Genomic DNA, 24,256 nt, shown 5'->3' on the forward strand with positions numbered 1-24,256 from the left:
TTACGCCTTTTTCAGAACGGATAGGCAGCCATTCCGGAACGGGTAGGCAACCATTTCAAATGAGTGCCGCAGCGATTTTTCATGACTGCAGCAACTACTGGAAATGACTGCAACAGCTACCCGAAATGACTTCTACAAGCGAGATCCATAAAGTCACGTTTCAGCCTTCAGTCACTTCTCCGCATTGATTTACAAAGCATTATCCTGAAAGGAGAATAAAACGCGTCATCATATTTTCACCCTTCAGGATTGAGCCATGATTATCAAAGAGAGTGAGCTCCTGAAGGCTGAAACGTACATAATAAGTTCTCGTATGTAGCAGGTAAGTAACTATCCCCATTAGCACATTGGCTTATTGGCACATTATCCCCCTCTCCTTAAAATTCCGACGTAAAATGGAACTTGATATCCGGGAAATCCTGTTGTGCCATGGTCAGTACATAACCGGAATCGGCCAGATAAACATCACGGCCTTCTTTGTCAAGCGCCATATACTGCGATTTACGCTTCTTGAAATTATCCAAAGCGACCTGATTGTCACTTTCAATCCAGCAAGCTTTATAAAGACTGATCGGTTCCCATTTACACTGGGCACCATATTCATGTAACAAACGGTACTGGATTACTTCAAACTGCAATTGTCCGACCGTACCGATAATCTTACGGCCATTGAACTGGTTGGTAAAGAGCTGTGCAACCCCTTCGTCCATCAACTGTTCGATCCCCTTATTCAACTGCTTGGCTTTCATCGGGTCGGCATTTTCAATGTATTTGAACATCTCCGGCGAGAAGCTGGGCAACCCTTTGAAATGAAGCTCTTCACCGGCAGTCAGCGTATCGCCGATCTTAAAATTACCCGTATCCGGCAAACCGATGATGTCGCCTGCAAACGCTTCGTCCACCGTTTCTTTCTTCTGTGCCATAAAAGCAGTCGGGCTGCTGAAACGCAGTTGTTTACCGAAGCGAACATGTTTATAAGGAGCATTACGTTCGAAACGACCGGAACAGATCTTTACGAAAGCAATACAACTGCGGTGATTCGGGTCCATATTCGCGTGGATCTTGAATATGAAACCGGTAAAGTTATCCTCTTCCGGCTCAACGACACGTTCTACCGCCTGGATAGGACGGGGAGACGGTGCGATCTTGATAAAACAATCCAGCAGTTCCTTCACACCGAAGTTGTTCAGGGCAGAACCGAAAAAGACAGGAGCGATGTCTCCCCGCAGATACGTATCCACATCGAACTCCGGATAAACGCCTTCAATCAGTTCGATATCTGCACGAAGCTTTTCGGCCAGCGTATCGCCGATATGGTTTTCCAGTTCCGGGTTGTTTATATCGTTGAACTCGATCTTCTCCGTCACATACTGTTTACTCGGCGTGTAGAGGTCGAGTTTCTGTTCATATATATTATATACCCCTTTGAAACGCTGTCCCATATCGATCGGCCAGCTTAAAGGGCGTACGTTGATATGCAGTTCTTCTTCAATCTCATCCAGAAGATCGAAAGGATCTTTACCGTCACGGTCCATCTTGTTGACAAACACGATCACCGGCGTTTTGCGCATACGGCAAACTTCCATCAACTTACGGGTCTGTGCTTCCACACCTTTGGCAATGTCGATCACGATAATTACACTGTCTACGGCAGTTAACGTACGAAAAGTATCTTCGGCGAAATCCTGGTGACCGGGAGTATCGAGGATATTTACCTTATGATTGTCATAGTCGAAAGCCATCACAGAGGTTGCAACGGAGATTCCACGTTGTTTTTCTATTTCCATCCAGTCGGAGGTAGCCGTCTTTTTGATCTTGTTGGATTTTACGGCACCGGCCACATGGATCGCACCACCGAACAACAACAGTTTTTCCGTTAATGTGGTTTTACCGGCATCCGGGTGGCTGACAATAGCAAACGTTCTTCTTCTTTTAATCTCTTCTGAATACTGACTCATTTTTATATCTTTATTTTATTTCAAACAGGGTTATGAACAGAGTTATCAACATACTTATCAACATATCAACAGGGTTATCAACACCCTACAATTTATTCATGCAAAGGCGAAGGCTCTCTTCCCAATGCGGGATAGCGACACCGTATGTTTCTTTTATCTTTCTCTTATTCAATACACTATAGGGAGGACGTACGGCCTTTGTCGGATAATCTTTCGTTTCGATCGGCAAGACACGGCAATCGATCCCGGCGATCTGAAGGATCTTCACTGTAAAATCATACCAACTGCAAACACCCTCGTTCGAGAAATGATAAATACCCGGTACGAAAGCGTTCCGCTCATCGGATGTCACCACCGCCAGCATGGCAGCAGCCAGGTCACCGGCATAAGTCGGCGTCCCGATCTGGTCGAAGACAAAGCCTAACTCATCGCGTTCTTTACCCAGACGGAGCACAGTCTTCACGAAATTATTGCCGAACTCGGAATATAACCAGGCCGTACGGATAATAACCGCATCGGGACAAACCTCCTGCAGTATCTCTTCACCGGCGAGTTTGGTACGACCATAAGCCGAAACCGGACGAGTGGCATCTGTTTCCACATAAGGGCGGTAACCCGTTCCGTTAAATACATAATCGGTTGAGACATGGATCATTTTAGCTCCGGCTTCGTGCGCTGCTTCCCCCAATACACCGACTGCAAAAGCATTGATGCGGCGGCACAGGGCTTCATCTTCCTCTGCCTTGTCGACAGCCGTATAAGCGGCACAGTTCAACACATAATCGACCCGGTTGTCCTTGATCATTGCCCGCACGGCAGCAGGGTCTGTAATGTCCAATGTATCGACATCCGTAAAAAGGAAATTGTATCCTGAATAGTTCTTTGCCAGCAGGCGGATCGAATTGCCCAGTTGCCCGTTGGCACCGGTTACTAATAATGTTTTCATTTCATTAATCTTCTAATTTCAAATCACCGTTCATATCTTCACGATACTTCTCGGCCAAAAGAGCCAGGAAAGAACTGATCTGTTTGATCGCCTCCTGTGTTTCCGAACTGACGGTTTTTCCCTGCATACGAAGAAGCAGATAGCCATAGATTGCGTTAAAACAGGTTTCCAGTTCCGGTAAATCTTCACCCCCGGACTTTGCCCTAAGTTGTACTATATAAGGAAGCGTTTTATAATAAGCCGCCCCGTAAACCATTTCTTTCGGGGATTTCAGCAATCGCAGGTGCAGGTCGGTCAGGGCAATGATCACATTCTTATTCAACTGAATATGTCCTTTTTCCATGACTCCTTCGCTACGCATCATATCGATCAGTTCTTCATACCATTTGGCTATCTCCTCTTTCACTTCGTCCGGTTGATCGTATTGGGCGATCACCGTCCGGCGGATCGAATCGAGATCAAACTGATTGGCACGTATCAGGTCTTCCACCTGCCACATGTATAATAAATACTCGGCTATATTTTCTTTTCTTTTTTGTCTCGCTATAATCATAGCTACAAAGATACACTATATTCAGATATCGCCCGATAAAAATCGGCATCTTTAACACCTAACTGGCGGCATGCCAGGCGCGCTGCGTTCAGATTCGTCAGAAAATAGTTGTCCGGTATCCGTATCGGGAAATCTCCGTAACGGGTCTGCAGGAAAGTAGCCCCGTCTTTTTCGATCACCGGATGCTGGCCGTAAGAAATGGCGGTAATGTCTTCACGCACCTCTTCCGCCAACTGTCTCACAGCCGGATCGCCTTCAAAATAGATCAGCTTGCCGGAACGTTCGATCAGGGTTATGAAGTTCCTGAACGTACCGTAATAAGCATCCGGACTGTCATGGTCTGTTTCCGGTGTCCATGACAGATTGGTCAGTATGGCAATATGAGGACGGTAGAATTCCAGTTGAAAACGTTTTTCCAATGCGGATGTAACATGCTCATCCCCTTCGATCAGGGCTATACGTGCTTCATAGCTCATATGTACCCGATTCGGCAACAAAGGGATTTCGCTGGTCAGGGCATAATCGAAGGCCAGTTTCTGCCGCTGAAGGGCATAAATAATCATCGAGATAATTGTTTTCTTTCCACGGCTTCCCGCAACAACTACCCGAGTCTTCTCTTTGGTTCGCTGAAAAATGAATTCAGGTATAGAGAGAATTAATAACCCCAATTCCTTAGCTTTTATCAATTCCGGGTTATCCTGCTTGACAGTAGCGCCCAAAACGACAAAATTATTATCCTTTGTTAATCTCTCCGGAAACCAACCGTCTCCATGACATGTACAACCTGCGGCGTGTAGCTTTGCTATCACTTCCTCTGCTATACCGTCACCTGAAACACTCACGTCATATCCCTTTTCATGAATAGCCAAAGCCAAATCAAGCACAAGAGGTTCGGTCACGGAGATTAAATGAACTTTTCGCATCGCTTAGATTTTGTCGCAAATGTACACATTTTCATTAAGGTTCACCATAACAGTAATAGAAAAAACATGCTTATATTTGACACAAAAAAAGTGAAATGGATATACAGATAATCGATACCGGGTACTTTTATGCAGATGGCGGAGCCATGTTCGGAGCTATTCCTAAAACGGCATGGAGCCGGCGTTATCCGAGTAATGAAACGAACGGCTGCGTCCTGGCGATGAGAAGCCTGCTACTATCAAACGTTCCCGAAAAAGTGGTCCTCATCGATACCGGAGCAGGCACAAAACATCTCAAGCAACTGGGCTATTATAACTTCTTCGATCTTGTCGACCTCGGGGAAGAATTACAAAAACGGGACATTTCACCGGAACAGGTAACAGATGTCGTTCTCACCCATCTGCATTTTGATCATTGTGGCTATTCGACCCTGAAAAATGAAGAGACCGGAGAAATCTATCTGGCTTTTCCCAATGCGACCTACTGGGTCAGCCGCAGACAATGGGAGAATTTCCTCCACCCGAATGCATTGGAAAAGGATTCTTATTTTATTGAAAATATGCAGGCGATAGCAGACAAGGGGTTGTTACGCCTTATCGATACCGATACGGAACTTTGTCCGGGTATAGACCTGCGTCTTTTCGACGGACACACACCGGGACAGATCGTTCCTTATATCCGGACACCCGAACAGACCTTTGTCTTTGCCGGCGATGTGATCCCGCTGGCTGCCAGCGTTTCTCCGGAATGGATATCTGCTTACGACACATTTCCGGTCACTTCTTATCAGGAAAAAATACGCCTACTGGAAGAAGCAGCCCTCGAAAGGCAAGCACTCATTTATTGCCATGATGCGTACATCAAATGCAGTACAGTAAAAAAAGTAAAAGACTTTTTCAAAAAGGATAAAACGATAGAAACACAGTAACTTCGTCGATTAAGAACGAGAATTATATCAGGTATAAAATAAATCACTATCTTTGGAAACAATCTCTAAGACAGATCATAAATACAAGAAAAAAACAGTATCATTTATAACTTTTTACGACGCATGAATAAACTAAGCAAATTAACGCTGCTTTGTGCAGCTTTTGCGGGAATGATGGCATGTTCCGACGGAAAAGTCGCTAAAGGCGATTACGGAATTATCCCACTTCCCCAGGAAGTTTCCATCACCAATGGAGGCTCTTTCGTATTAACGCCTTCTACTTCTATCATTTACCCCGAAGGGAATGATCTGCTAAAACAAGCTGGCGAGTTTCTGGCTTCTTATATTAAAGAAGCAACCGGTTATGCCCCGAAAGTGGCTACGGCAAAAAGCTCAAAGCCGATCCATCTTTCGATTGACAAAAGCATCTCCAATCCGGAAGGTTACCGACTGACAGTTACTCCCGAAGGCATTGAACTGGCCGGAGCGACCGAAGCCGGTGTTTTCTATGGCGTACAAACTTTACGCAAGTCGATCCCCGCAGTTGCCGAAGGCATGAATATAGAACTTCCGGCTGTCACGATCAACGATTATCCTCGTTTTGCCTATCGGGGTATGCACCTGGATGTTTCCCGTCATTTCTTCCCGGCTGACTCTGTCAAAAAGTACATCGACATACTGGCTTTACATAATATGAACACTTTCCACTGGCATCTGACAGACGACCAGGGATGGCGTATCGAGATCAAGAAATATCCGGAACTTACAAAAATAGGTTCTCAACGCAAACAAACCGTGATCGGACATAACTCCGGCGAATATGACGGCAAACCTTACGGTGGTTTCTATACCCAGGACGAGATCCGTGATGTGATCGCTTATGCCAAAGAACGTTTTATCACGATCATTCCTGAAATCGACCTGCCGGGACATCAGCAGGCTGCGTTGGCTACTTACCCGGAACTGGGTTGTACAGGCGGTCCGTATGACGTATGGCAACAATGGGGAGTTTCAGAAGATGTGATCTGTGCAGGAAATGAGAAATCAATGCAGTTCCTGGAAGACGTGCTCTCGGAAGTGATCGACCTGTTCCCGTCCGAATACATCCACATCGGCGGTGACGAATGCCCGAAAATACGCTGGAAAACCTGCCCGAAATGTCAGGCAAGGATTAAAGCGGAAGGCATTAAAGGAGATAAAAAACACAGTGCAGAAGAATATCTGCAAAGCTCCGTGATCTCGCAAATGGAGAAATTCGTGGAAAGCAAAGGCCGCCATATTATCGGCTGGGACGAGATTCTGGAAGGCGGTCTGGCACCGAATGCCACCGTTATGAGCTGGCGCGGAGTGGATGGCGGCATCGAAGCGGCCAAACAACATCACAATGTGATCATGACCCCGAACACTTACCTTTATTTCGACTATTACCAGTCTACCGATACGGAGAACGAACCGATGGCTATCGGTGGTTATCTTCCTCTGGAACGGGTTTATTCACTGGAACCGACTGCCGGTATCCCGGATGAATATAAAAAATACGTGATCGGCGTACAGGCAAATCTCTGGACCGAATATATCCCGACCTTCTCACAGGTTGAATACATGGTTATGCCTCGTATGGCTGCTTTGGCTGAAGTGCAGTGGACCGATCCGAGTAAGAAAGAATATCAGAGCTTCCTGCCCCGTCTGGTTCGCATGACCAAGCTGTACGACCGTCTGGGATACAATTATGCCAAGAATATCTTCGATATCCATGCCGAATTCACCACTGATACGGAAAACGGCGAAGTCGTTGTCGATCTGTCTACAATGGGTGACGGCGATATTTATTATACACTGGACGGCAGCGAACCGACAAGTGCAAGCAATAAATACGATACACCGGTAAGGATCAAAGAAAATGCAACGATAAAAGCCGTTGTGGTACGTCCTGCAGGTAACAGCCGCGTATTCTCTGAAAAAATCACCTTCAGCAAATCGACAGCAAAGCCGGTTACCTTGCGGGTTGCTCCGAGCAGAGGGTATGAGTTCAAAGGCGGTCCTGAAATGACAGACGGCCTGACAGGTGATACGAACTATAAAACCGGACGTTGGCTGGGCTTCCAGGGGAAAGACCTGGATGCTGCTATCGACCTGAAACAACCGGTCGAAATCAGCCAGGTGGCTTTCAATACCAATGTGGTGAAAGGCGACTGGATCATGGGAGCAGCAGGAGTTACCGTTAAGGTTTCCGAAGACGGAAAGAACTTCAAAGAGGTTGTATCCAAGACAATCCCTTCATTGAAGCAATCGGATAAAGACGGCATCTATCCGCAGGAAGTTACTTTTGCACCGGTTAAAGCCCGTTATGTAGAAGTGATTATCAAGAGTGACAAGCTGCCGGCATGGCACGGTGGCGCAGGCAATCCAGCCTACCTGTTTGTAGACGAAATTATTATTCAATAGGGTACTATCAACACAGAGCCGGTTAAAGACTTACCTCTTCCCGACGTAAGCTTTAACCGGCTTTTTTGCTTAAAATCCACACTGGTTTCATGCGAAGGACAATCATCACACTAAGCTTCCTCTTATACTTCTTCACACTGGCAAGTTCCAAAAATCAAGATGACCAGGAATATATTCTTGTTCTGAACTCCGTCAATTTCGATGAAGCCTGGACTAACGGAATCTATCAGTCTATCTGCAAATCATTCGACGAGTCGCCATACGCAGTCAAAGCGGAAGAGTTGATGGTCCCGACCATTGCAAACGCAGAAGAAGCTGCGGCCAAAAGAAATTCATTACTGGAAAAATTCCCCCAGTGTCCCAAAGTCGTTGTCTTCATAGGCGATCCCGGATGGCTGGTATGCCGTCCGTTATTCGATGACGAGTGGAAGGATATCCCTATCCTGATCTGTTATTCACGTGAATCAATGCCCGCCAGTCTGGAGAATCTCCTTTCGCGGAACCTATCCGACCGACAACTCGTACCTGCCGGCCAACTTATGAAAGGTTATAATATAACGGCTTTATACCAACCCTTTTATATCCGGGAAACTCTTGAACTCATGCAACATATACAACCGGATATCAGGAATATAGCTTTCATATCCGACAACCGTTATATCAGCCTGTGCGCACAAAAAGAAGTCGAACAGACTATGTCGACTCATTTTCCTTCTCTGAAACTGCACCTTCTTACCACTACCCGGCTTTCCACCGAACAATTACTCGACACGATCTCGCGTTATAACAAAGAAACCGGTATTTTATATTATTCCTGGTTTTCGAAACATCTTCAAAACAAAGACAATTACCTGAACGACAATATACAACGGGTCGTTTACGGATTTTCCCATTATCCGGTCTTCACCATCGCAGACCAGCAAGTGGAAACCGGTTACTTTGCCGGAGGATATTACATCTCGTTATCCGACTTCAGCCACGAAACGACCCGTACGTTACAGAAAATAATCGAAGGTATTCCTGCCCGCGATATTCAGCCGCATCCCGGTGGTAAAGCACGAACTTACCTGAACTATCCCCATCTGAAATCACACAATACCGACAGCAACCTCTATCCCGGGGATGCAGTCTATTACCAGCGTCCTCCCAATTTCTATGAACGGAACAAGCTGGCTATGATCTGCATCGCCGCTCTTTTCTGCGCCATGATCGTCATCCTCGTCATGAGACTCCGTTTCTACTGGCAAAAGCGCCAGCAAAAGATACGCGAGTATGAACTGCTCGCCGGTTTCAGACGTATGATAGACAATATGCCGGTCATTTATATCCGTCAGCGAATCATCTCTAACGAAAAAAGAGAACCCAACGATTTTATTTTCGTAAATATCAACCGGGCTTATGAGAAGTTTTTCGGCTGTTCCCGCGAAGAAGTGATAGGTAAACATTTTTCACAGATAAAACAGAAGTTTCCTAAACTCCAGTTCATAGATAATATGGGAATCAACCACAGCGGCCTATTTCCAGTAGAAGACAAAGAAGGAAAAACATCTTTCTTCGATGTATTGATTTTTCCGGACACAGAAAATGTTGTCGATATATTCTGCATCGACAAGACGGAAGCCCAGCAGAGCCTGAACTTACGCAAAAAGATAGAACAGGAAATCCGCGAACGTGAAAAAGCGGAGGAAGCGAACCGCCTCAAGTCCGCCTTTCTGGCTAATATGAGTCATGAAATCCGCACTCCGCTAAACGCAATCATCGGTTTTTCCAATCTGCTCGCCTATGAAGAGAATCAGGGAGAAAGAGAAGAGTTCATCCGGATCATCGAGAATAATAATGAACTATTGCTCCGGCTGATCAATGACATACTCGACCTGTCCAAAATAGAAGCGGGAACACTCGAATTTACTTATTCCGATGTAGACCTGAACAGTCTATTAACGGAAATAGAGCAAAGTTACCATATCCGTAACCGGCATCCGGAAGTTCAAATCTCTTTTGAGGAACGTTTACCTCAGTGTATCATCCATACGGAGCGTAACCGCCTGACCCAGATCATCACCAATTTATTGAACAACTCCATGAAGTTCACCACCCGGGGAAATATCCGTTTCGGTTACCGGCAAGAAGGTAAGATGCTGCGTTTCTATGTAGAAGATACCGGCTGCGGCATTCCTGCCGATAAAATAGATTCGGTATTCGGACGCTTTGTCAAACTGAATAATTTCCAGCAAGGTACTGGGCTCGGACTTTCCATTTGTAAAACGATTGTTGAAAAACTCGGCGGAGAGATCGGTGTGGAGTCGACGGAAGGAGAAGGTACTTTATTCTGGTTTACAATGAAAGTTGAATAAAGACAAAAGCCATCCGGTGAAATAAATTAGATACCTTTGCGTCAAATATCTAATTTTATTCGCCATGAAAAGAAATATATTACTTTTAGCGGCGATCTGTTCCTGCTATAATCTGTTTGCCGAAGAGGTAATCGTAAAACAGTTCAGATACGCCGGCCCCTATGAAGTTAAAAAGCCGTTCCTGCAAGACAGCCTCGACGTAAACAGCAAGAAATTTACTGAAAAAGAGTTACTGAAAACATCCGTTCCGTTCAACAATGTCCGCCAAAGCATGCAATTCCTGGAGGTAAATGCCAGCGGGGAAAGTATGCTACCGGACAATAACCAGGCCTGTCATATCGGACTGGCTTCTTTCTATCTGAACAGCGACCGGTATGTAAAGGGTTCTTTGCAGATAAAAGGACCGGAAACGTATGAGGTTTATATAAATAATGAAAAGCAGACACCTTCGGATGGAAAAGTGGCACTGACACTTGAACCTCACCGGTATGAAGTCATTATCAAATATCTGTCGGAAAAAGAAAAAACAGGCTCTCTGAAAGTCTCTTTCGATACGGAATCGGAAGCTGTCGTTACAGCAACAACCGATCCGGAAAAAAGATATACCATCAGCGATGTGTTCGACGGAACACGTATACGTTCCGTCAATCTCTCCCCTAACGGAAAATATCTGCTGACAGCTTACCAGACCACTTTCCCGGGTGGTAAAACCGAATCATACCAACAGGTTACCGACCGGACCAGCGGACAAGTCCTGATGGAAAGTAACTCCATTAATTATAACTGGATGCCTCAAAGCAACCGTTTGTATTATACCCGTAACGGCTTGCAAGGGAAAGAACTAGTAAGCCTCGATCCTGTTACGAAAACGGAAAACATACTTTCTGTCAACTTACCCGACGGATGGTTCGTCTTCTCCCCAACCGAAGATTATCTGCTCTTCAGCGTATCTGAAGAAGGGCCGAAAAAGGACCAGGATATGGAAGAAATCCTGGTTCCCGACGACCGTCAGCCGGGATGGCGCAACCGTTCCTTCCTGCACAAATACGATCTGGCGACAGGGGTTTTCGAACGCCTGACTTACGGGCATAATTCGACTTCACTCAACGACATCTCACAAGACGGTCGTTATCTGTTATTCACCAGCCACGAACGGACACTGACCAAACGCCCTTTCAGCATCACGACGCTTTACCGCATGGACCTTCAAACCATGCAAACAGAAGCGTTACTGAGAGATCCGTTTATCAATTACGCCTGCTTCTCTCCCGATGGTAAACAATTGGCTATCGCAGGTTCAGGCGAAGCTTTTGACGGCATCGGATTGAATATCGCACCGGGACAAACCTCCAATACGGCTGACGGGCAACTATTTATCTATGATCCCGATAGCAAACAAGTGACTCCCGTAAGCAAGGATTTTAACCCGTCCATCCAGTCTTTTACCTGGAACAACCATAATAAACAGATCTATCTCCAGGGAGAGGATAAAGATTGTGTCCGCCTCTATGTGCTCGATCCGTCTAATGGCAAGATCAAACCTGTCCCGTTAAAAGAAGATATTCTCTCGGATTTTACGATAGCTACATCGGCTCCGGAGCTGGTTTATTTCGGAGAAAGTGCTTCCAACTCGCAACGTCTTTACGCTGTTGACCTGAAGAAGAATACGACTGCCTGCCTGAAAGACCTCTCCAAAGATATACTCAAAGATATCACGCTGGGTGAAGTACATGACTGGAACTTTAAGGCAGCGGCAGGCGATACGATTTACGGACGCTATTATCTACCTCCTCATTTCGATCCGAATAAGAAATATCCGCTGATCGTCAACTATTACGGTGGAACAAGCCCAACAGAACGCTCGCTGGAGAACCGTTATCCGTCACATGTGTATGCGGCATTGGGATATGTGGTTTATATCATCCAACCCAGCGGGGCAACAGGATTCGGACAGGAATTTTCGGCACGCCACGTCAATGCATGGGGAAAACGCACGGGAGACGAAATCATTGAAGGAACAAAAAAATTCTGTGCAGAGCATCATTTCGTGGATGCCAAGAAGATCGGCTGTATCGGAGCCTCCTACGGAGGATTCATGACACAATATCTGCAAACGAAAACAGACCTGTTCGCAGCAGCGATCTCGCATGCCGGTATCAGCGATATTACAAGTTATTGGGGAGAAGGGTACTGGGGTTATTCATATAGCTCGCTGGCAACAGCTAACAGTTATCCCTGGAATGCCCGCGATATTTATGTAGAGCAGAGTCCGTTGTTCCATGCGGATAAAATCAATACACCGCTCCTGTTCCTACACGGTTCTGTCGATACGAATGTGCCGATCGGAGAAAGTATTCAGATGTTCACAGCCTTAAAGTTATTAGGAAAAGAGACAGCCTTTATACAAGTAACAGGACAGAACCATCAGATATTCGATTATAAGAAACGTGCCGAATGGAATAACACGATCTTCGCCTGGTTCGCCAAATGGCTGAAAGAACAGCCGGAATGGTGGGAGGCGTTATATCCTGCTAAATCCTTATAAAAAGAGCCCCTCAGACTATGGCCTGAGGGGCTCTTTTTATAAAATATATTGTTACGTTACACTATCCCACGCATCCGGTCTTCGAAAGCTGTCAGCGCAGCCTTCGCTCCTTCACCCATCGAAATAATGATCTGCTTATAAGGAACAGTCGAAACATCACCCGCTGCATAAATACCCGGAACACTTGTCCGGCAATGGCTGTCGATCACGATCTCGCCCGGCCGGTTCGTATCCACCACCTCACGGAAAGCACCGCTATTGGCAGCCAGACCGATCTGAACGAATATACCATCCAGCCCGATCGTACGCACTTCATCCGTCTGACGATCTTTTACACGGATACCGGTCACTTTCTCACCGTTACCCACGACTTCCATAGTCTGTGAGTTCATGAATATCTCCACATTCGGCAGACTTCTCAGTTTATCTTGCAATACCTGATCAGCTTTCAGCGCATCGGCAAATTCCAGGATAGTCACTTTCGAGCAGATACCTGCCAGGTCGATAGCCGCCTCGATTCCCGAGTTACCTCCACCCACTACAGCCACATGCTTTCCTTTATAAAAGGGTCCGTCGCAATGCGGGCAAAAAGCAACACCACGTCCGATATACTCTGCTTCGCCGGGAACATTCAGACGGCGCCAGCTTGCCCCGGTCGCAACAATCACTGCGGGTGCGATCAATTTCTCTCCGGTCGAAGTGGTCAATATTTTATCACGGCCCTCCACTACCACATTTTCTACCCGGCGATGTTCGAGGATATCGATCGGATAATCTTTCATATGCGACATCAGGTCGAGTGCCAGTTGCTGGCCGGTCGTCTGGGGAACGGAGATCATATTCTCGATACCCACCGTCTCCTTTACCTGACCGCCTACACGATCCGCCACGACTGCCACATTCACCCCTTTACGCGCCGTGTAAATAGCAGCTGCACTACCGGCAGGGCCACCGCCCACAATGATCACATCATAGTTCTTTTCTACCACAGGCAGGTCTGTTTCTTTCATACCATACTGAGCTTCCAGCTTACCGAGTAGCTCACCGAAATCGCCCCTACCCACATGGATCAGTTTGCCGTCGGCAAAGACAGAAGGAACACCCTGCACTTTCATGGCTTCCACTTCTTCCTGATTGATCGCTCCGTCCACCATCTCATGCGTGATCTCCGGGTTCAGCGTAGCCATAGCATTCAGAGCCTGTACTACGTCAGGACAGTTGGTACAGGTTAGAGAGACATAAGTTGTCAGCTTGACCGGACCGTTCAAAGCTTTCACGCGGTTGCAGATACTTTCGTCGGGAATATTCTTTCCTTTCCCGTCACTATTCAGAAGCGCCAACAGCAGAGAGGTAAATTCATGTCCATTGGGAACACCACGGAATTTAATACCGGTCTTTTCTCCATTTTTCAATAAAGAAAATTCCAGTCCTTCTCCGTCGGCCACCTGTACAGAGATCTTATCTGAACAGTCCGCCACATCGTTCAGCAACTCCAACAGTTCCTTGCGGTTTTCGTGTTCAGGGGATACCTGAACATCAAACATATATTCGTTCGTCAGTCCGGCAAAAATACCGGATAACTGATTTTTCATTGAAGAGTCTAACATTATTAAAATCCTCCTTATTATTAGTTGTTTATTCTTTGATAGCTTCGAGCTATCCTATTATCAAATGAACCTGTAACTAAGTATGCCTCAAAGACAAAAAAGGCCGACAATATGTTGCCGGCCTCCAGTTTTACTATTAGATCTTACCGACCAGATCGATGCTCGGTTTCAATGTTTCGCCGCCTTTTTTCCATTTAGCGGGACAAACTTCACTCGGATGTTCAGCGATGAACTGAGCAGCTTCTACCTTACGAAGCAGTTCGTCTGCATTACGACCGATACCGTTATCGTTGATTTCAGCCAATTTGATCTTTCCTTCCGGATTTACCAGGAATGTACCACGGTAAGCCATACCGTCTTCTTCGATCATTACACCGAAAGCACGGCTCAATACGCCTGTCGGGTCAGCCAACATCGGGTATTTGATCTTACGAATCGTTTCAGAAGCATCGTGCCATGCTTTGTGTACGAAGTGTGAATCTGTACTTACAGAATAAACTTCTACACCCATAGCCTGGAACTGGTCATATTTGTCAGCCATATCTACCAACTCGGTCGGACAAACGAATGTAAAGTCAGCCGGATAGAAAAAGAAAATGGCCCATTTACCTTTGATATCGTCGCTGCTTACTGTTTCGAACTTACCGTTATGGTATGCCTGTACTTTGAACTCGGGTGCTTGTGAATTGATAATAGGTTCCATAGAATTTTTATTTTAATCGTTATTACTATTTTGTTTTGTTTCTGATGCAAAGATAAGTTGCCGGTTCGAGGTAAGAACAAAAAATCCAATCGAAAGGTTTTATGCCCTCATAGACAAAATCTTTGGGTATCAGTATTTCAGAGTTATTAACAAGTGGATTCAATCCGGCCAGCACAGGCTCTCACCCTTGATTTTCGAGGTTTCGAACTCCAGAGTGGCATGATGTATACCAACATGTTGAAGCTCGTGTTTGATCTCCTGTTTGATGCGTTCCATATCAGACAGATCGTCGATCGAGACATGAGCGGTCAAGGCTGTTTCAGTCGTGCTGATCGCCCAGATATGCAAGTGATGGACACCCTGTACACCTTCCACGGCATGCATGGCCTTTTCCACCTTTTCAATATCGGTCCCGGCAGGAACGCCGTCGAGCGAAAGACGTAAGCTGTCACGCAACAATCCCCAGGTAGAATAGATGATGACTAAAGCTATGATCAATCCGATAACCGGGTCGATAATATACCATCCCGTATGTGCAATGACAATCCCGGAAATAACGACTCCGACAGACACCAGCGCATCCGCCGCCATATGCAGATAAGCCCCTTTCACATTCAGGTCTTTATCCTTATCCTTCATAAAAAGCCATGCCGTAACTGCATTGATAACAACCCCGATCCCTGCAACCCAGGCGATTGCAGCTCCTTCTACCGGACGGGGATGAAACAGTTTCGTTATGCTCTCAGCTATAATAATGCCGACAGCGACCAACAGAATGACCGCATTTAGCAGGGAGACCAATACCGTGCTTTTTTTATACCCATAGGTATAACTGGCCGTCGGATGTACCTTTGCCAGCCGGAAAGCCAGCATAGCCAGTACCAGGCTGGCGACATCCCCCAGGTTATGTCCGGCATCGGATAGCAAACCGAGCGAATTATACCAGAAGCCCGCAGCAAACTCGGCTACAACAAATGCCAGGTTCAGGGTAATACCGATGATAAAAGCTTTATTCAAAGAAGTTATTTCGTGATGATGGTCATGATGATGTTGTTCCATATTCATTCTTACTTTTATTTGAGTAACAAAATGAAACAAAACTATGTTTTTCCCGGCAATAAAAATATACCTGATTGTAGGTAAAATGTCACACGGTAATACCCTGTTTCTTAAATATCTCTTTGGCATTTGCCAGACGTTCGGCAGACAGAGGTTCCACGTCTTTCAATTTGTATTCGATTCCTTGTGCTTCATATTTATAAGCACCCATTGTATGATAAGGCAACAGCTCTGCTTTCTGCACCATTTTATAGCGGCTGATATATTCAGCCAGTTTATTCAGCGCATCGTCATTATCAGTCAGTCCGGGAACGATGACATGGCGGATCCATACAGGAACACCGCGTTTCTCCAGTTCATCCAGGAAACGTAACGTATTATCCAGCTTCACTGCCGTTAACCGGGGATGTAATTCGGGATCGATCGTTTTTATATCCAGCAGGACCAGGTCGACATAATCCAACACTTCCAACGCTTTCGGTGTACAGATATAACCGGAAGTATCCAATGCCGTATGAATACCGGCTTCCCGGCAAAGACGGAAAAAAGCGGTAAGGAATTCAGCCTGCAACAAAGGTTCTCCTCCGGTGACAGTCACACCACCTTTAGCTATAAAATTTTTGTAGCGCAAGACTTCCGCCAGAAGTTCTTCCGGTGACAATTGGTATTTAGCACCTCCCCGGCTGTCCCAGGTATCCGGATTATGGCAATAGAGACAACGAAGCGGACATCCCTGCATAAAAACGACGAAGCGAATTCCGGGTCCATCAACTGTACCGAAACTTTCTAAAGAATGAATTTTCCCCTCCATAAGCAGATGACAAGTGATAGTCAACAGATGACAGATGACAGCCAGGACACATTTACGCATCCTCTAACTGTCAACTATCACTTGTCAACTGTCAACTTTTAAAGTGAGTGATTGATTGTTCTTGAAATGACATCCAACTGCTGTTCGCGTGTCAGTTTCACGAAGTTCACGGCATAACCGGAAACACGGATGGTCAGCTGCGGATATTTTTCAGGATGGTCCATAGCATCCAACAGTAATTCCTTATCGAAAACGTTCACGTTCAGATGTTGACCGCCGTCAGGAGTAAAGTAACCATCCAGCAAACCTACCATATTGGCGATCTGAATATCACGTTCTTTACCTAAAGTAGACGGAGAAACGGCAAATGTATAAGAGATACCGTCATGTGCATGCTGGAACGGCAACTTGGCAACAGAAGCCAGTGCGGCAATCGCCCCCTTGGTATCGCGTCCGTTCATCGGATTGGCACCCGGAGCAAACGGCGTACCACCTTCACGTCCGTCAGGCGTAGCACCTGTCTTCTTTCCATATACGACATTAGAAGTAATGGTCAGGATAGACTGTGTCGGAGTAGCGTTACGGTATGTCTGGTGCTGACGCAGATATTCCATGAACATTTCAGTAATATCCACAGCAATACTGTCCGTACGGTCATCGTTGTTTCCGAAAGGAACATAATCGCCTTCGCGCTCAAAACCGACAGCCAGTCCGCGTTCATCACGGATCACCTTCACCTTCGTATCGCGGATAGCCGCCAATGAGTCGGCCACGATAGAAAGACCGGCAATACCTGTCGCACGGATACGTTCCACATGACCGTCGTGCAAGCCCATCTCAAAGGCTTCGTAAGCATACTTATCATGCATATAATGGATGATCTTCAGAGCATTGACATATACCTTCGCCAGCCAGCGCATCATCTGTTCGTATTTCTCCATTACTTCGTTATAATCGAGGTATTCGCTGGTGATCGGCTCGAACTTCGGAGCTACCTGCGCACCTGAACGTTCGTCACGTCCACCATTGATCGCATACAGCAAACATTTAGCCAGGTTGGCACGTGCGCCGAAATATTGCATCTGCTTACCGATCTTCATCGGAGATACGCAGCAGGCAATACCATAATCGTCGCCATAATCCGGACGCATCAGATCGTCGTTCTCATACTGGATAGCAGAAGTATCGATAGAAACCTTTGCACAGAAACGTTTCCAGTTTTCAGGAGCATTATTGAACCACAGCACTGTCAGGTTTGGTTCCGGAGCCGGGCCAAGGTTATATAATGTATGCAGATAACGGTAAGATGTCTTTGTCACCAGAGAACGGCCGTCGACACCCTGTCCGCCTAAAGATTCAGTCACCCATACAGGATCGCCGGAGAACAGATCGTTATATTCCGGAGTACGCAGAAAGCGGACAATACGCAGTTTGATGATAAACTGGTCGATCAACTCCTGTGCTTCTTCTTCCGTCAATTTGCCCTCACGGATATCTTTTTCAAGATAAATATCGAGGAAAGTAGAAGTACGTCCCAACGACATAGCCGCACCATCCTGGTCTTTTACAGCAGCCAGGTAAGCCAGATAGACAAACTGAACGGCTTCGCGTGCATTCTTAGCCGGCTGTGTCACATCGAAACCGTAACTTGCACACATCTTTTCGAAAGCCTTCAAGGCCTTGATCTGTTCGGATATCTCCTCACGGCTCTGGATAATCTCTTCCGTCAGTTCCTGAATATCGAGTCGTTTCAGATAGTTCTTCTTCTCTGTGATCAGGATTTCAGTACCATACAATGCTACACGACGGTAGTCACCGATGATACGTCCGCGTCCGTAAGCATCCGGCAGACCGGTGATGATAGCGGAGCGACGTGCTGCAATCATTTCATCCGTATAAGCTGAGAATACGCCTTCGTTATGCGTCTTTCTGTATTTCGTGAAGATTTCTTTTGTCATCGGGTCCAGCTCATAGCCATAAGCAGTCAAGCTGTTTTCTACCATGCGGACACCGCATTTCGGGAAAATACCGCGTTTCAGCGGAGCGTCTGTCTGCAAACCGACAATGACCTCATTTTCCTTGTCGATATACCCGGGACCGTACGTATCTATCCCCTGCGGTAATTTAGTTTCAGCATCGTAAACACCTTTCTCCCTTTCTACCTTAAACATTTCGGTCAGTTTATCCCAAACCTTTTTCGTCTTATCCGAGGAACCCTTCAGGAAAGAATCATCCCCTTCATAAGGTTTATAATTGTTCTGGATAAAATCCCTTACATTAATCTCTCTTTTCCAAATTTCGCCTTTGAACTGCGCCCAGTTCTCGTTTTCAAACTTCATACCTATCTTTGTTTACTTCGGTTTTAATTTCGATACAAAGGTACAGCTTTTATATGGGACAAGAAACTGGTCATATATACTTGATATGCCGGAAACGGTCAAAATGCCTACAAATAGTTACAAAAAAGGCCGGAGAATAGTAGCATATAGCCTCTTTTAGGTATCATAGCGTATGGATTATAAATAATAACAAAAAAATAAAAAAGGGACCATCCTTCACAGGGGAGCCCCTTTTTTATGTCGGAAACAACCAATAAAAACTTCCCGACATACGTTTAATCATCTTATATGCTTACATAATTAGCAAAAAGGTTTTGATATAGCGATTATACTAATAGTGTTACTTTTTACATTTGCAAAGATAGAGGCGGCTAGGAAAGTACACAATACCTATAATAGAGTAAAAAGGGAGGTGTCTGTTACCTACTTTGTGTTATATTAAGCAAATTGCTTTCTATACTAAAGAAAAGACGAAAAAATAAAAAGAGCCATTCTTCACAGGATGGCTCATCTTTTATATGAAAGGGACAACCAATAAAAAAACTCCCTTCCACTTGGGTATTTTACCTTAAATAATAGGTGTACATAAAAATCAACAAATCGGGGTTTTGGTCAGGACGATTATACTAATAGTAAAACTTAATTGATGGTGCAAATATACGGGCACTACCCTAAGGCCACAATACCTATATATATGTAAAATGGACTCATTTCTAACTATTAATAGGGATTACAGGACAAAAAATCGCCTGCGCTGCTATTCTGCCAGCAGGTTCTCTCCCGTAACATATACCACTGACCTGCCCGCCCCTCGGCGACGGAGAAATGACAAAGTTAGTGAATAAACACTACAAATACCTACAAATAGGTAAGTCCTGTCAATTTTTACCTACTATATGCGATTGCGCATACTTCCCAACCACTCTAATTTTGCCAAAAATTTAAAAAGGCAATGAGAAAATTAACAAACCTGTTGGCTATCACTCTACTTAGTTCTTATGCAACAGCCTATGCACAAAGCAACGAAGAGCCAACAGCTGTAGAAAAGTCGGCAGAAATTTATGCCAACGGTTATGATAAATTTAGATTTGGCGGTTATGGGGAAATCCTTGCGAATTTTATGGATTATGGTATCAACCGCTTTTACGGGGGGAATAATGGAAATGCAAAAACAAACAGAAACTCAATATCCATCCCTCGTTTCGTTGTAGCTTTCGACTATAAATTTAATCCTAAATGGATATTAGGAGCAGAAATTGAATTCGAAGCAGGTGGTACAGGTACTGCCTATGAACTTGAAAATACAGAAAACGGAGAATACGAAACAGAAGTCGAAAAAGGTGGCGAAGTTGCACTGGAACAGTTTCATATCACACGGTTAATCCATCCCGCATTTAATGTCCGGGTAGGACATATTATCGTTCCGGTCGGTTTGACTAACGCCCATCATGAGCCTATCAATTTCTTCGGCACATCGCGTCCGGAAGGGGAAACAATGCTTATCCCCTCCACATGGCATGAAAACGGTATCGAAGTGTTCGGTACATTTGGTAGGGATTATACTCGCTTCAGTTATGAAGCGTTGGTTGTTGCCGGATTAAACGCCTGCGGATTCTCGCGCGACGAATGGGTTGCTGGAGGTAAACAAGGTATTTTCGAGACAGACAATTTCACCTCTCCTGCTTATGTAGGCCGTTTAAATTATGAAGGTGTTCCCGGATTAAGAGTAGGCGCTTCCTTCTATTATTGTAATAATGTGGGTGCGAACTCCGACAAACCCCAGACATTCGCCAGCATCGGAAAAAGTCCGCTACGCATTTATACGGCAGACCTTCAATATAAAAACAAATATGTAACCGCCCGCGGAAACATGATTTACGGCAGTTTAAGCAATGCCGAAGCCCTTTCCGGCAAAATCGGTTCACAAAGTAATACGTCTCCTTACAGCCGCCTTACTCCGGTTGCCAAAAACGCAGTCAGCTATGGTGGCGAAGTAGGTGTCAACCTTCGTTCCGTCTTCAAAGACAACAAGAAAGTACCTGTAATCTATCCGTTTGCACGTTTCGAATATTACAATCCGCAAGAAAAGGGTGAAGGCAGACAGACCATGGACCCGCGCACCAAAGTCAGCATGTGGACAGCCGGTTTAAACTGGTATGCACTTCCTAACCTGGTTGTCAAAGCAGATTATTCGACACGCAAAATCGGCGGAGGAAAATATAACAGTGAAAACGAGTTCAGCCTGGCCGTTGCCTACGTAGGCTGGTTTCTGAGTAAATAAGAAGAAAGAATATAAACCTATTTAATAACAAAAGAAAATGAAAAAGAAATTTTTATCATTTGCAACACTTATGTTAGGGATAGCATTGACTTTCAGTGCTTGTTCTGACGATGACAACAACGGACCGGATACAGAAACTCCGGCAGACCTTGACTATTCTGCAGAGAATGCAGGTGCATGGGGTAACTACATGTATAACGTTGCCAGCCTGTTGAAAAACGACGCTGCCAACTTATACAAATATTGGAATGAAGACTACAAAGGTACAGGCCCTTATGCTGAAGCTTTCAAGAAACATAACATCGGAGGCGAAACAAGCATCAAGACGGCACTGAACGGTATCGAACAAATCTTCGACAAATGTGCCGAAATCGCCAACGAAGTAGGTAGTGCCAAAATCGGTGACCCGCTCGACAAATACAATTCAGGAGACAAAGAAGGTGCACTTTATGCCGTAGAATCGTGGTATAGCTGGCACTCACGCGACGACTATACCAACAACATCTGGTCAATCCGTAACTCTTACTACGGAACAGTTTCAAGCAACGACACCAACGACCAGAACGACATTCAGACAAGCTCCATCTACAAATTGGTTGAAGCAATGGATGCCGATATGAACAAGCAATTGGACGATGCTATCCATGCAGCAGCCGACGCTATCCAAAATATCCCACAGCCTTTCCGTAACAACATCAACAGCGATGAAGCGTTAGCCGCTCAAGAGGCTTGTCTTTCATTGGAAAACACGCTGAAAGAAGTAAAAGCAGCCGTACGTGCCGCCTATGAAAACACACCGAACGACAGCAAGCTGGAAGCCATCCTGGTTCAATATACCGACTATGTTGTATTGCCTACCTACAAATCATTGATGGAAAAGAACGCAGCTCTGTTTGAAGCAGTTAAACAGTTCAGAAATAGCCCGAGCGACAGCAATTTCGAGGCAGCCAGCGAAGCATGGCTTGTGGCCCGCGAACCGTGGGAAAAGAGCGAGGGATTCCTGTTTGGTCCGGTTGACACAGAAAATCTTGACCCGAATATGGACAGCTGGCCTTTGGACCAGAACATGATTGTAAGTGTCCTGCAATCCGGAAACTTCGACCAAATCGAATGGGACGAAGACGATGACAGCGCAGATGTAGAAGCCGCACAAAATGTACGTGGTTATCACACGCTGGAATACCTGTTGTTCAAAGACGGAAAACCGCGTAAAGTAAACAACTAATAAAGAGCCAGGTGAAACTTTTTCACCATTGCTATAATGCCTTGAAGTAGCCTGGTTATGCGACCAGGCTACTCCAAGGCTTTGGAATGTTTGATGATGGATTTCAAACCAATAAGATCTGATCAAAAATAAAGAAAAATCAATATGAAATTTCGATATCTGTTTTTTCCTCTGTTGTTCCTCGTTCCACTCTGTTCCTGCGACAAAGAAGGAATAGATATGGATGATGTGGAAGTTCCTAACAATTATGCACTCTCTGCCGGGACTTCGACCATCTTCCTCAACTCATCCGTAGCGTACGACACAGAAGCAGACTGGGTTTCCGGCAAATATTCAACCCGGTTTAACAACGGAGATAGATTGTATGACGACGTACGTACTAGTAGTAACGGCACAGGCGGCGGCCTCGGCCCCGTGTATGCAGGCTATTCCTGCGGTAGCTGCCATCGTAATGCCGGACGAACCAAACCGACATTATGGAGCGAAGGAGGCTCCGGAAGCTACGGATTTTCCTCTATGCTGGTTTATATCGCCAAAAGAAACGGGGCACAATTCAGAAACTACGGCCGAGTATTGCACGACCAGGCCATATATGGTGTAAAGCCGGAAGGAAAACTTTCCGTTCAATATACTTACGAAACGTTCTCGTTTCCTGATGGCGAAACATACGAGTTATGCAAACCTGAATATTCTATTTCAGAATGGTATGCCGACAGTATCGCTCCAAAGGATCTGTTCTGTACCGTACGTATTCCTTTACGCCATGTCGGCATGGGGCAGATGATGGCACTCGACCCGACAGAGATCGAAGCCCTTGCCGCTAAAAGTAATTATCCTGAATATGGCATCAGCGGTCGTTGCAACTACATTTCCGAACGAGGTGTCATGCGTCTGGGTCTGTCTGGCAATAAGGCGCAACATGCCGACTTGACCATCGAATTGGGTTTCTCCAGCGATATGGGGGTAACCAACAGCCGTTATCCGGAAGAAATCTGCGAAGGACAGATACAAATGGATCAGGGCAGCATGATGGGCCTTTCGTATGACCAGTTAGACGTTTCAACGGAAGAGATGGAAAATGTAGACCTTTATCTGCATGCCCTGGGCGTACCGGCCCGAAGAAATGTCAACAATCCGCAGGTAATCAAAGGAGAACAAAAATTCTACGAAGCCAAATGTCACCTATGCCACGTAACGACTCTGCACACCAAGACACGTGGTGCTACTTTACTGAATGGGACACAATTACCCTGGCTGGGAGGACAAACCATCCATCCATATTCAGACTTCCTATTACACGATATGGGGTCTGAAATTATGGGAGTTGGCTTGAACGACAACTATGTCAGCGGTCTGGCACGCGGCAATGAATGGCGTACCACTCCTTTATGGGGAATCGGCCTTCAAGAGACAGTCAACGGACATACCTACTATCTGCATGACGGACGTGCCCGCAATCTGGTTGAAGCCATCATGTGGCACGGAGGTGAAGGAGAGGCTTCCAAGAATTTATTCAAGAAAATGAGCAAAGAAGATCGCGATGCGTTAATCACATTTATCAATTCATTATAATTAGCA

At 45.6% G+C, this 24,256-nt stretch carries 16 protein-coding genes; 7 read left to right on the forward strand and 9 right to left on the reverse strand.

Annotation, left to right across the window (positions count from 1 at the left end; all coding sequences use genetic code 11):
- Positions 1-377 precede the first annotated feature (377 nt).
- From DWX23_RS22635 to DWX23_RS22650, 4 genes are all read right to left on the reverse strand, one after another.
- Positions 378-1,958 (reverse strand): peptide chain release factor 3, encoded by a 1,581-nt coding sequence (locus DWX23_RS22635; RefSeq protein ID WP_122355880.1) that lies wholly within the window; start codon positions 1,956-1,958, stop codon positions 378-380.
- Positions 1,959-2,043: 85 nt separating this feature from the next.
- The gene (gene rfbD, locus DWX23_RS22640) at positions 2,044-2,904 is read right to left on the reverse strand and encodes a dTDP-4-dehydrorhamnose reductase (protein WP_122376169.1); all 861 of its coding nucleotides are present in this window, start codon (positions 2,902-2,904) and stop codon (positions 2,044-2,046) included.
- Between the two features lie 4 nt (positions 2,905-2,908).
- Positions 2,909-3,457, reverse strand: coding sequence for a DUF4924 family protein (locus DWX23_RS22645; RefSeq protein WP_122355884.1), 549 nt, complete (start codon positions 3,455-3,457; stop codon positions 2,909-2,911).
- A 2-nt stretch (positions 3,458-3,459) separates the two neighbouring features.
- The gene (locus DWX23_RS22650; RefSeq protein ID WP_122355886.1) at positions 3,460-4,380 is read right to left on the reverse strand and encodes a Mur ligase family protein; all 921 of its coding nucleotides are present in this window, start codon (positions 4,378-4,380) and stop codon (positions 3,460-3,462) included.
- 95 nt (positions 4,381-4,475) lie between these two features.
- On the opposite strand from DWX23_RS22650, the gene DWX23_RS22655 reads away from it, so the two are divergent.
- The 4 genes from DWX23_RS22655 to DWX23_RS22670 all read left to right on the forward strand — a co-directional run bounded on the left by DWX23_RS22655 (position 4,476) and on the right by DWX23_RS22670 (position 12,653).
- Positions 4,476-5,309: an MBL fold metallo-hydrolase gene (locus tag DWX23_RS22655; RefSeq protein ID WP_122376170.1), complete on the forward strand. Its 834-nt coding sequence runs from the start codon at positions 4,476-4,478 to the stop codon at positions 5,307-5,309.
- Positions 5,310-5,432: 123 nt separating this feature from the next.
- Positions 5,433-7,754, forward strand: coding sequence for a glycoside hydrolase family 20 protein (locus DWX23_RS22660; RefSeq protein WP_122376171.1), 2,322 nt, complete (start codon positions 5,433-5,435; stop codon positions 7,752-7,754).
- Positions 7,755-7,843: 89 nt separating this feature from the next.
- On the forward strand, positions 7,844-10,108 hold the full coding sequence (locus DWX23_RS22665; protein WP_122376172.1) for an ATP-binding protein: 2,265 nt from the start codon (positions 7,844-7,846) through the stop codon (positions 10,106-10,108).
- 64 nt (positions 10,109-10,172) lie between these two features.
- Positions 10,173-12,653, forward strand: coding sequence for a prolyl oligopeptidase family serine peptidase (locus DWX23_RS22670; RefSeq protein ID WP_122376173.1), 2,481 nt, complete (start codon positions 10,173-10,175; stop codon positions 12,651-12,653).
- A 56-nt stretch (positions 12,654-12,709) separates the two neighbouring features.
- On the opposite strand, the gene ahpF is transcribed toward DWX23_RS22670, so the two are convergent.
- The 5 genes from ahpF to pflB all read right to left on the reverse strand — a co-directional run bounded on the left by ahpF (position 12,710) and on the right by pflB (position 19,172).
- Positions 12,710-14,260: an alkyl hydroperoxide reductase subunit F gene (gene ahpF, locus DWX23_RS22675; protein ID WP_122376174.1), complete on the reverse strand. Its 1,551-nt coding sequence runs from the start codon at positions 14,258-14,260 to the stop codon at positions 12,710-12,712.
- 136 nt (positions 14,261-14,396) lie between these two features.
- Entirely contained in the window at positions 14,397-14,963 is a 567-nt protein-coding gene (gene ahpC, locus DWX23_RS22680; protein ID WP_122355897.1) for an alkyl hydroperoxide reductase subunit C, read from the reverse strand.
- Between the two features lie 159 nt (positions 14,964-15,122).
- Positions 15,123-16,022, reverse strand: a complete 900-nt coding sequence (locus DWX23_RS22685; protein WP_122376195.1) for a cation diffusion facilitator family transporter — start codon at positions 16,020-16,022, stop codon at positions 15,123-15,125.
- Between the two features lie 88 nt (positions 16,023-16,110).
- Positions 16,111-16,833, reverse strand: coding sequence for a pyruvate formate-lyase-activating protein (gene pflA, locus DWX23_RS22690; protein ID WP_122355983.1), 723 nt, complete (start codon positions 16,831-16,833; stop codon positions 16,111-16,113).
- A 98-nt stretch (positions 16,834-16,931) separates the two neighbouring features.
- Complete coding sequence (gene pflB / locus DWX23_RS22695) at positions 16,932-19,172, reverse strand: formate C-acetyltransferase (protein ID WP_122376175.1); 2,241 nt, start codon at positions 19,170-19,172, stop codon at positions 16,932-16,934.
- 952 nt (positions 19,173-20,124) lie between these two features.
- Here pflB and DWX23_RS22700 point away from each other — a divergent pair.
- The 3 genes from DWX23_RS22700 to DWX23_RS22710 all read left to right on the forward strand — a co-directional run bounded on the left by DWX23_RS22700 (position 20,125) and on the right by DWX23_RS22710 (position 24,250).
- A complete protein-coding gene (locus DWX23_RS22700; RefSeq protein WP_122376176.1) occupies positions 20,125-21,453 on the forward strand; it encodes a hypothetical protein in 1,329 nt (442 codons plus the stop codon).
- 37 nt (positions 21,454-21,490) lie between these two features.
- Positions 21,491-22,678: an imelysin family protein gene (locus DWX23_RS22705; protein WP_122376177.1), complete on the forward strand. Its 1,188-nt coding sequence runs from the start codon at positions 21,491-21,493 to the stop codon at positions 22,676-22,678.
- Between the two features lie 144 nt (positions 22,679-22,822).
- Positions 22,823-24,250 carry a di-heme oxidoredictase family protein gene (locus DWX23_RS22710; protein WP_221267795.1) on the forward strand — a complete coding sequence of 476 codons (1,428 nt, stop codon included), beginning with the start codon at positions 22,823-22,825 and terminating at the stop codon, positions 24,248-24,250.
- Positions 24,251-24,256: the final 6 nt, after the last annotated feature.

This window comes from Parabacteroides sp. AF18-52, assembly GCF_003479145.1.
Lineage (GTDB): Bacteria > Bacteroidota > Bacteroidia > Bacteroidales > Tannerellaceae > Parabacteroides > Parabacteroides faecis.

What these genes read in the sequence shown, in the direction of transcription:
- DWX23_RS22635 (WP_122355880.1), bottom strand. Translation starts at nt 1,958, where the DNA reads ATGAGTCAGTATTCAGAAGAGATTAAAAGAAGAAGAACGTTTGCTATT.
- rfbD (WP_122376169.1), bottom strand. Translation starts at nt 2,904, where the DNA reads ATGAAAACATTATTAGTAACCGGTGCCAACGGGCAACTGGGCAATTCG.
- DWX23_RS22645 (WP_122355884.1), bottom strand. Translation starts at nt 3,457, where the DNA reads ATGATTATAGCGAGACAAAAAAGAAAAGAAAATATAGCCGAGTATTTA.
- DWX23_RS22650 (WP_122355886.1), bottom strand. Translation starts at nt 4,380, where the DNA reads ATGCGAAAAGTTCATTTAATCTCCGTGACCGAACCTCTTGTGCTTGAT.
- DWX23_RS22655 (WP_122376170.1), top strand. Translation starts at nt 4,476, where the DNA reads ATGGATATACAGATAATCGATACCGGGTACTTTTATGCAGATGGCGGA.
- DWX23_RS22660 (WP_122376171.1), top strand. Translation starts at nt 5,433, where the DNA reads ATGAATAAACTAAGCAAATTAACGCTGCTTTGTGCAGCTTTTGCGGGA.
- DWX23_RS22665 (WP_122376172.1), top strand. Translation starts at nt 7,844, where the DNA reads ATGCGAAGGACAATCATCACACTAAGCTTCCTCTTATACTTCTTCACA.
- DWX23_RS22670 (WP_122376173.1), top strand. Translation starts at nt 10,173, where the DNA reads ATGAAAAGAAATATATTACTTTTAGCGGCGATCTGTTCCTGCTATAAT.
- ahpF (WP_122376174.1), bottom strand. Translation starts at nt 14,260, where the DNA reads ATGTTAGACTCTTCAATGAAAAATCAGTTATCCGGTATTTTTGCCGGA.
- ahpC (WP_122355897.1), bottom strand. Translation starts at nt 14,963, where the DNA reads ATGGAACCTATTATCAATTCACAAGCACCCGAGTTCAAAGTACAGGCA.
- DWX23_RS22685 (WP_122376195.1), bottom strand. Translation starts at nt 16,022, where the DNA reads ATGGAACAACATCATCATGACCATCATCACGAAATAACTTCTTTGAAT.
- pflA (WP_122355983.1), bottom strand. Translation starts at nt 16,833, where the DNA reads ATGGAGGGGAAAATTCATTCTTTAGAAAGTTTCGGTACAGTTGATGGA.
- pflB (WP_122376175.1), bottom strand. Translation starts at nt 19,172, where the DNA reads ATGAAGTTTGAAAACGAGAACTGGGCGCAGTTCAAAGGCGAAATTTGG.
- DWX23_RS22700 (WP_122376176.1), top strand. Translation starts at nt 20,125, where the DNA reads ATGAGAAAATTAACAAACCTGTTGGCTATCACTCTACTTAGTTCTTAT.
- DWX23_RS22705 (WP_122376177.1), top strand. Translation starts at nt 21,491, where the DNA reads ATGAAAAAGAAATTTTTATCATTTGCAACACTTATGTTAGGGATAGCA.
- DWX23_RS22710 (WP_221267795.1), top strand. Translation starts at nt 22,823, where the DNA reads ATGAAATTTCGATATCTGTTTTTTCCTCTGTTGTTCCTCGTTCCACTC.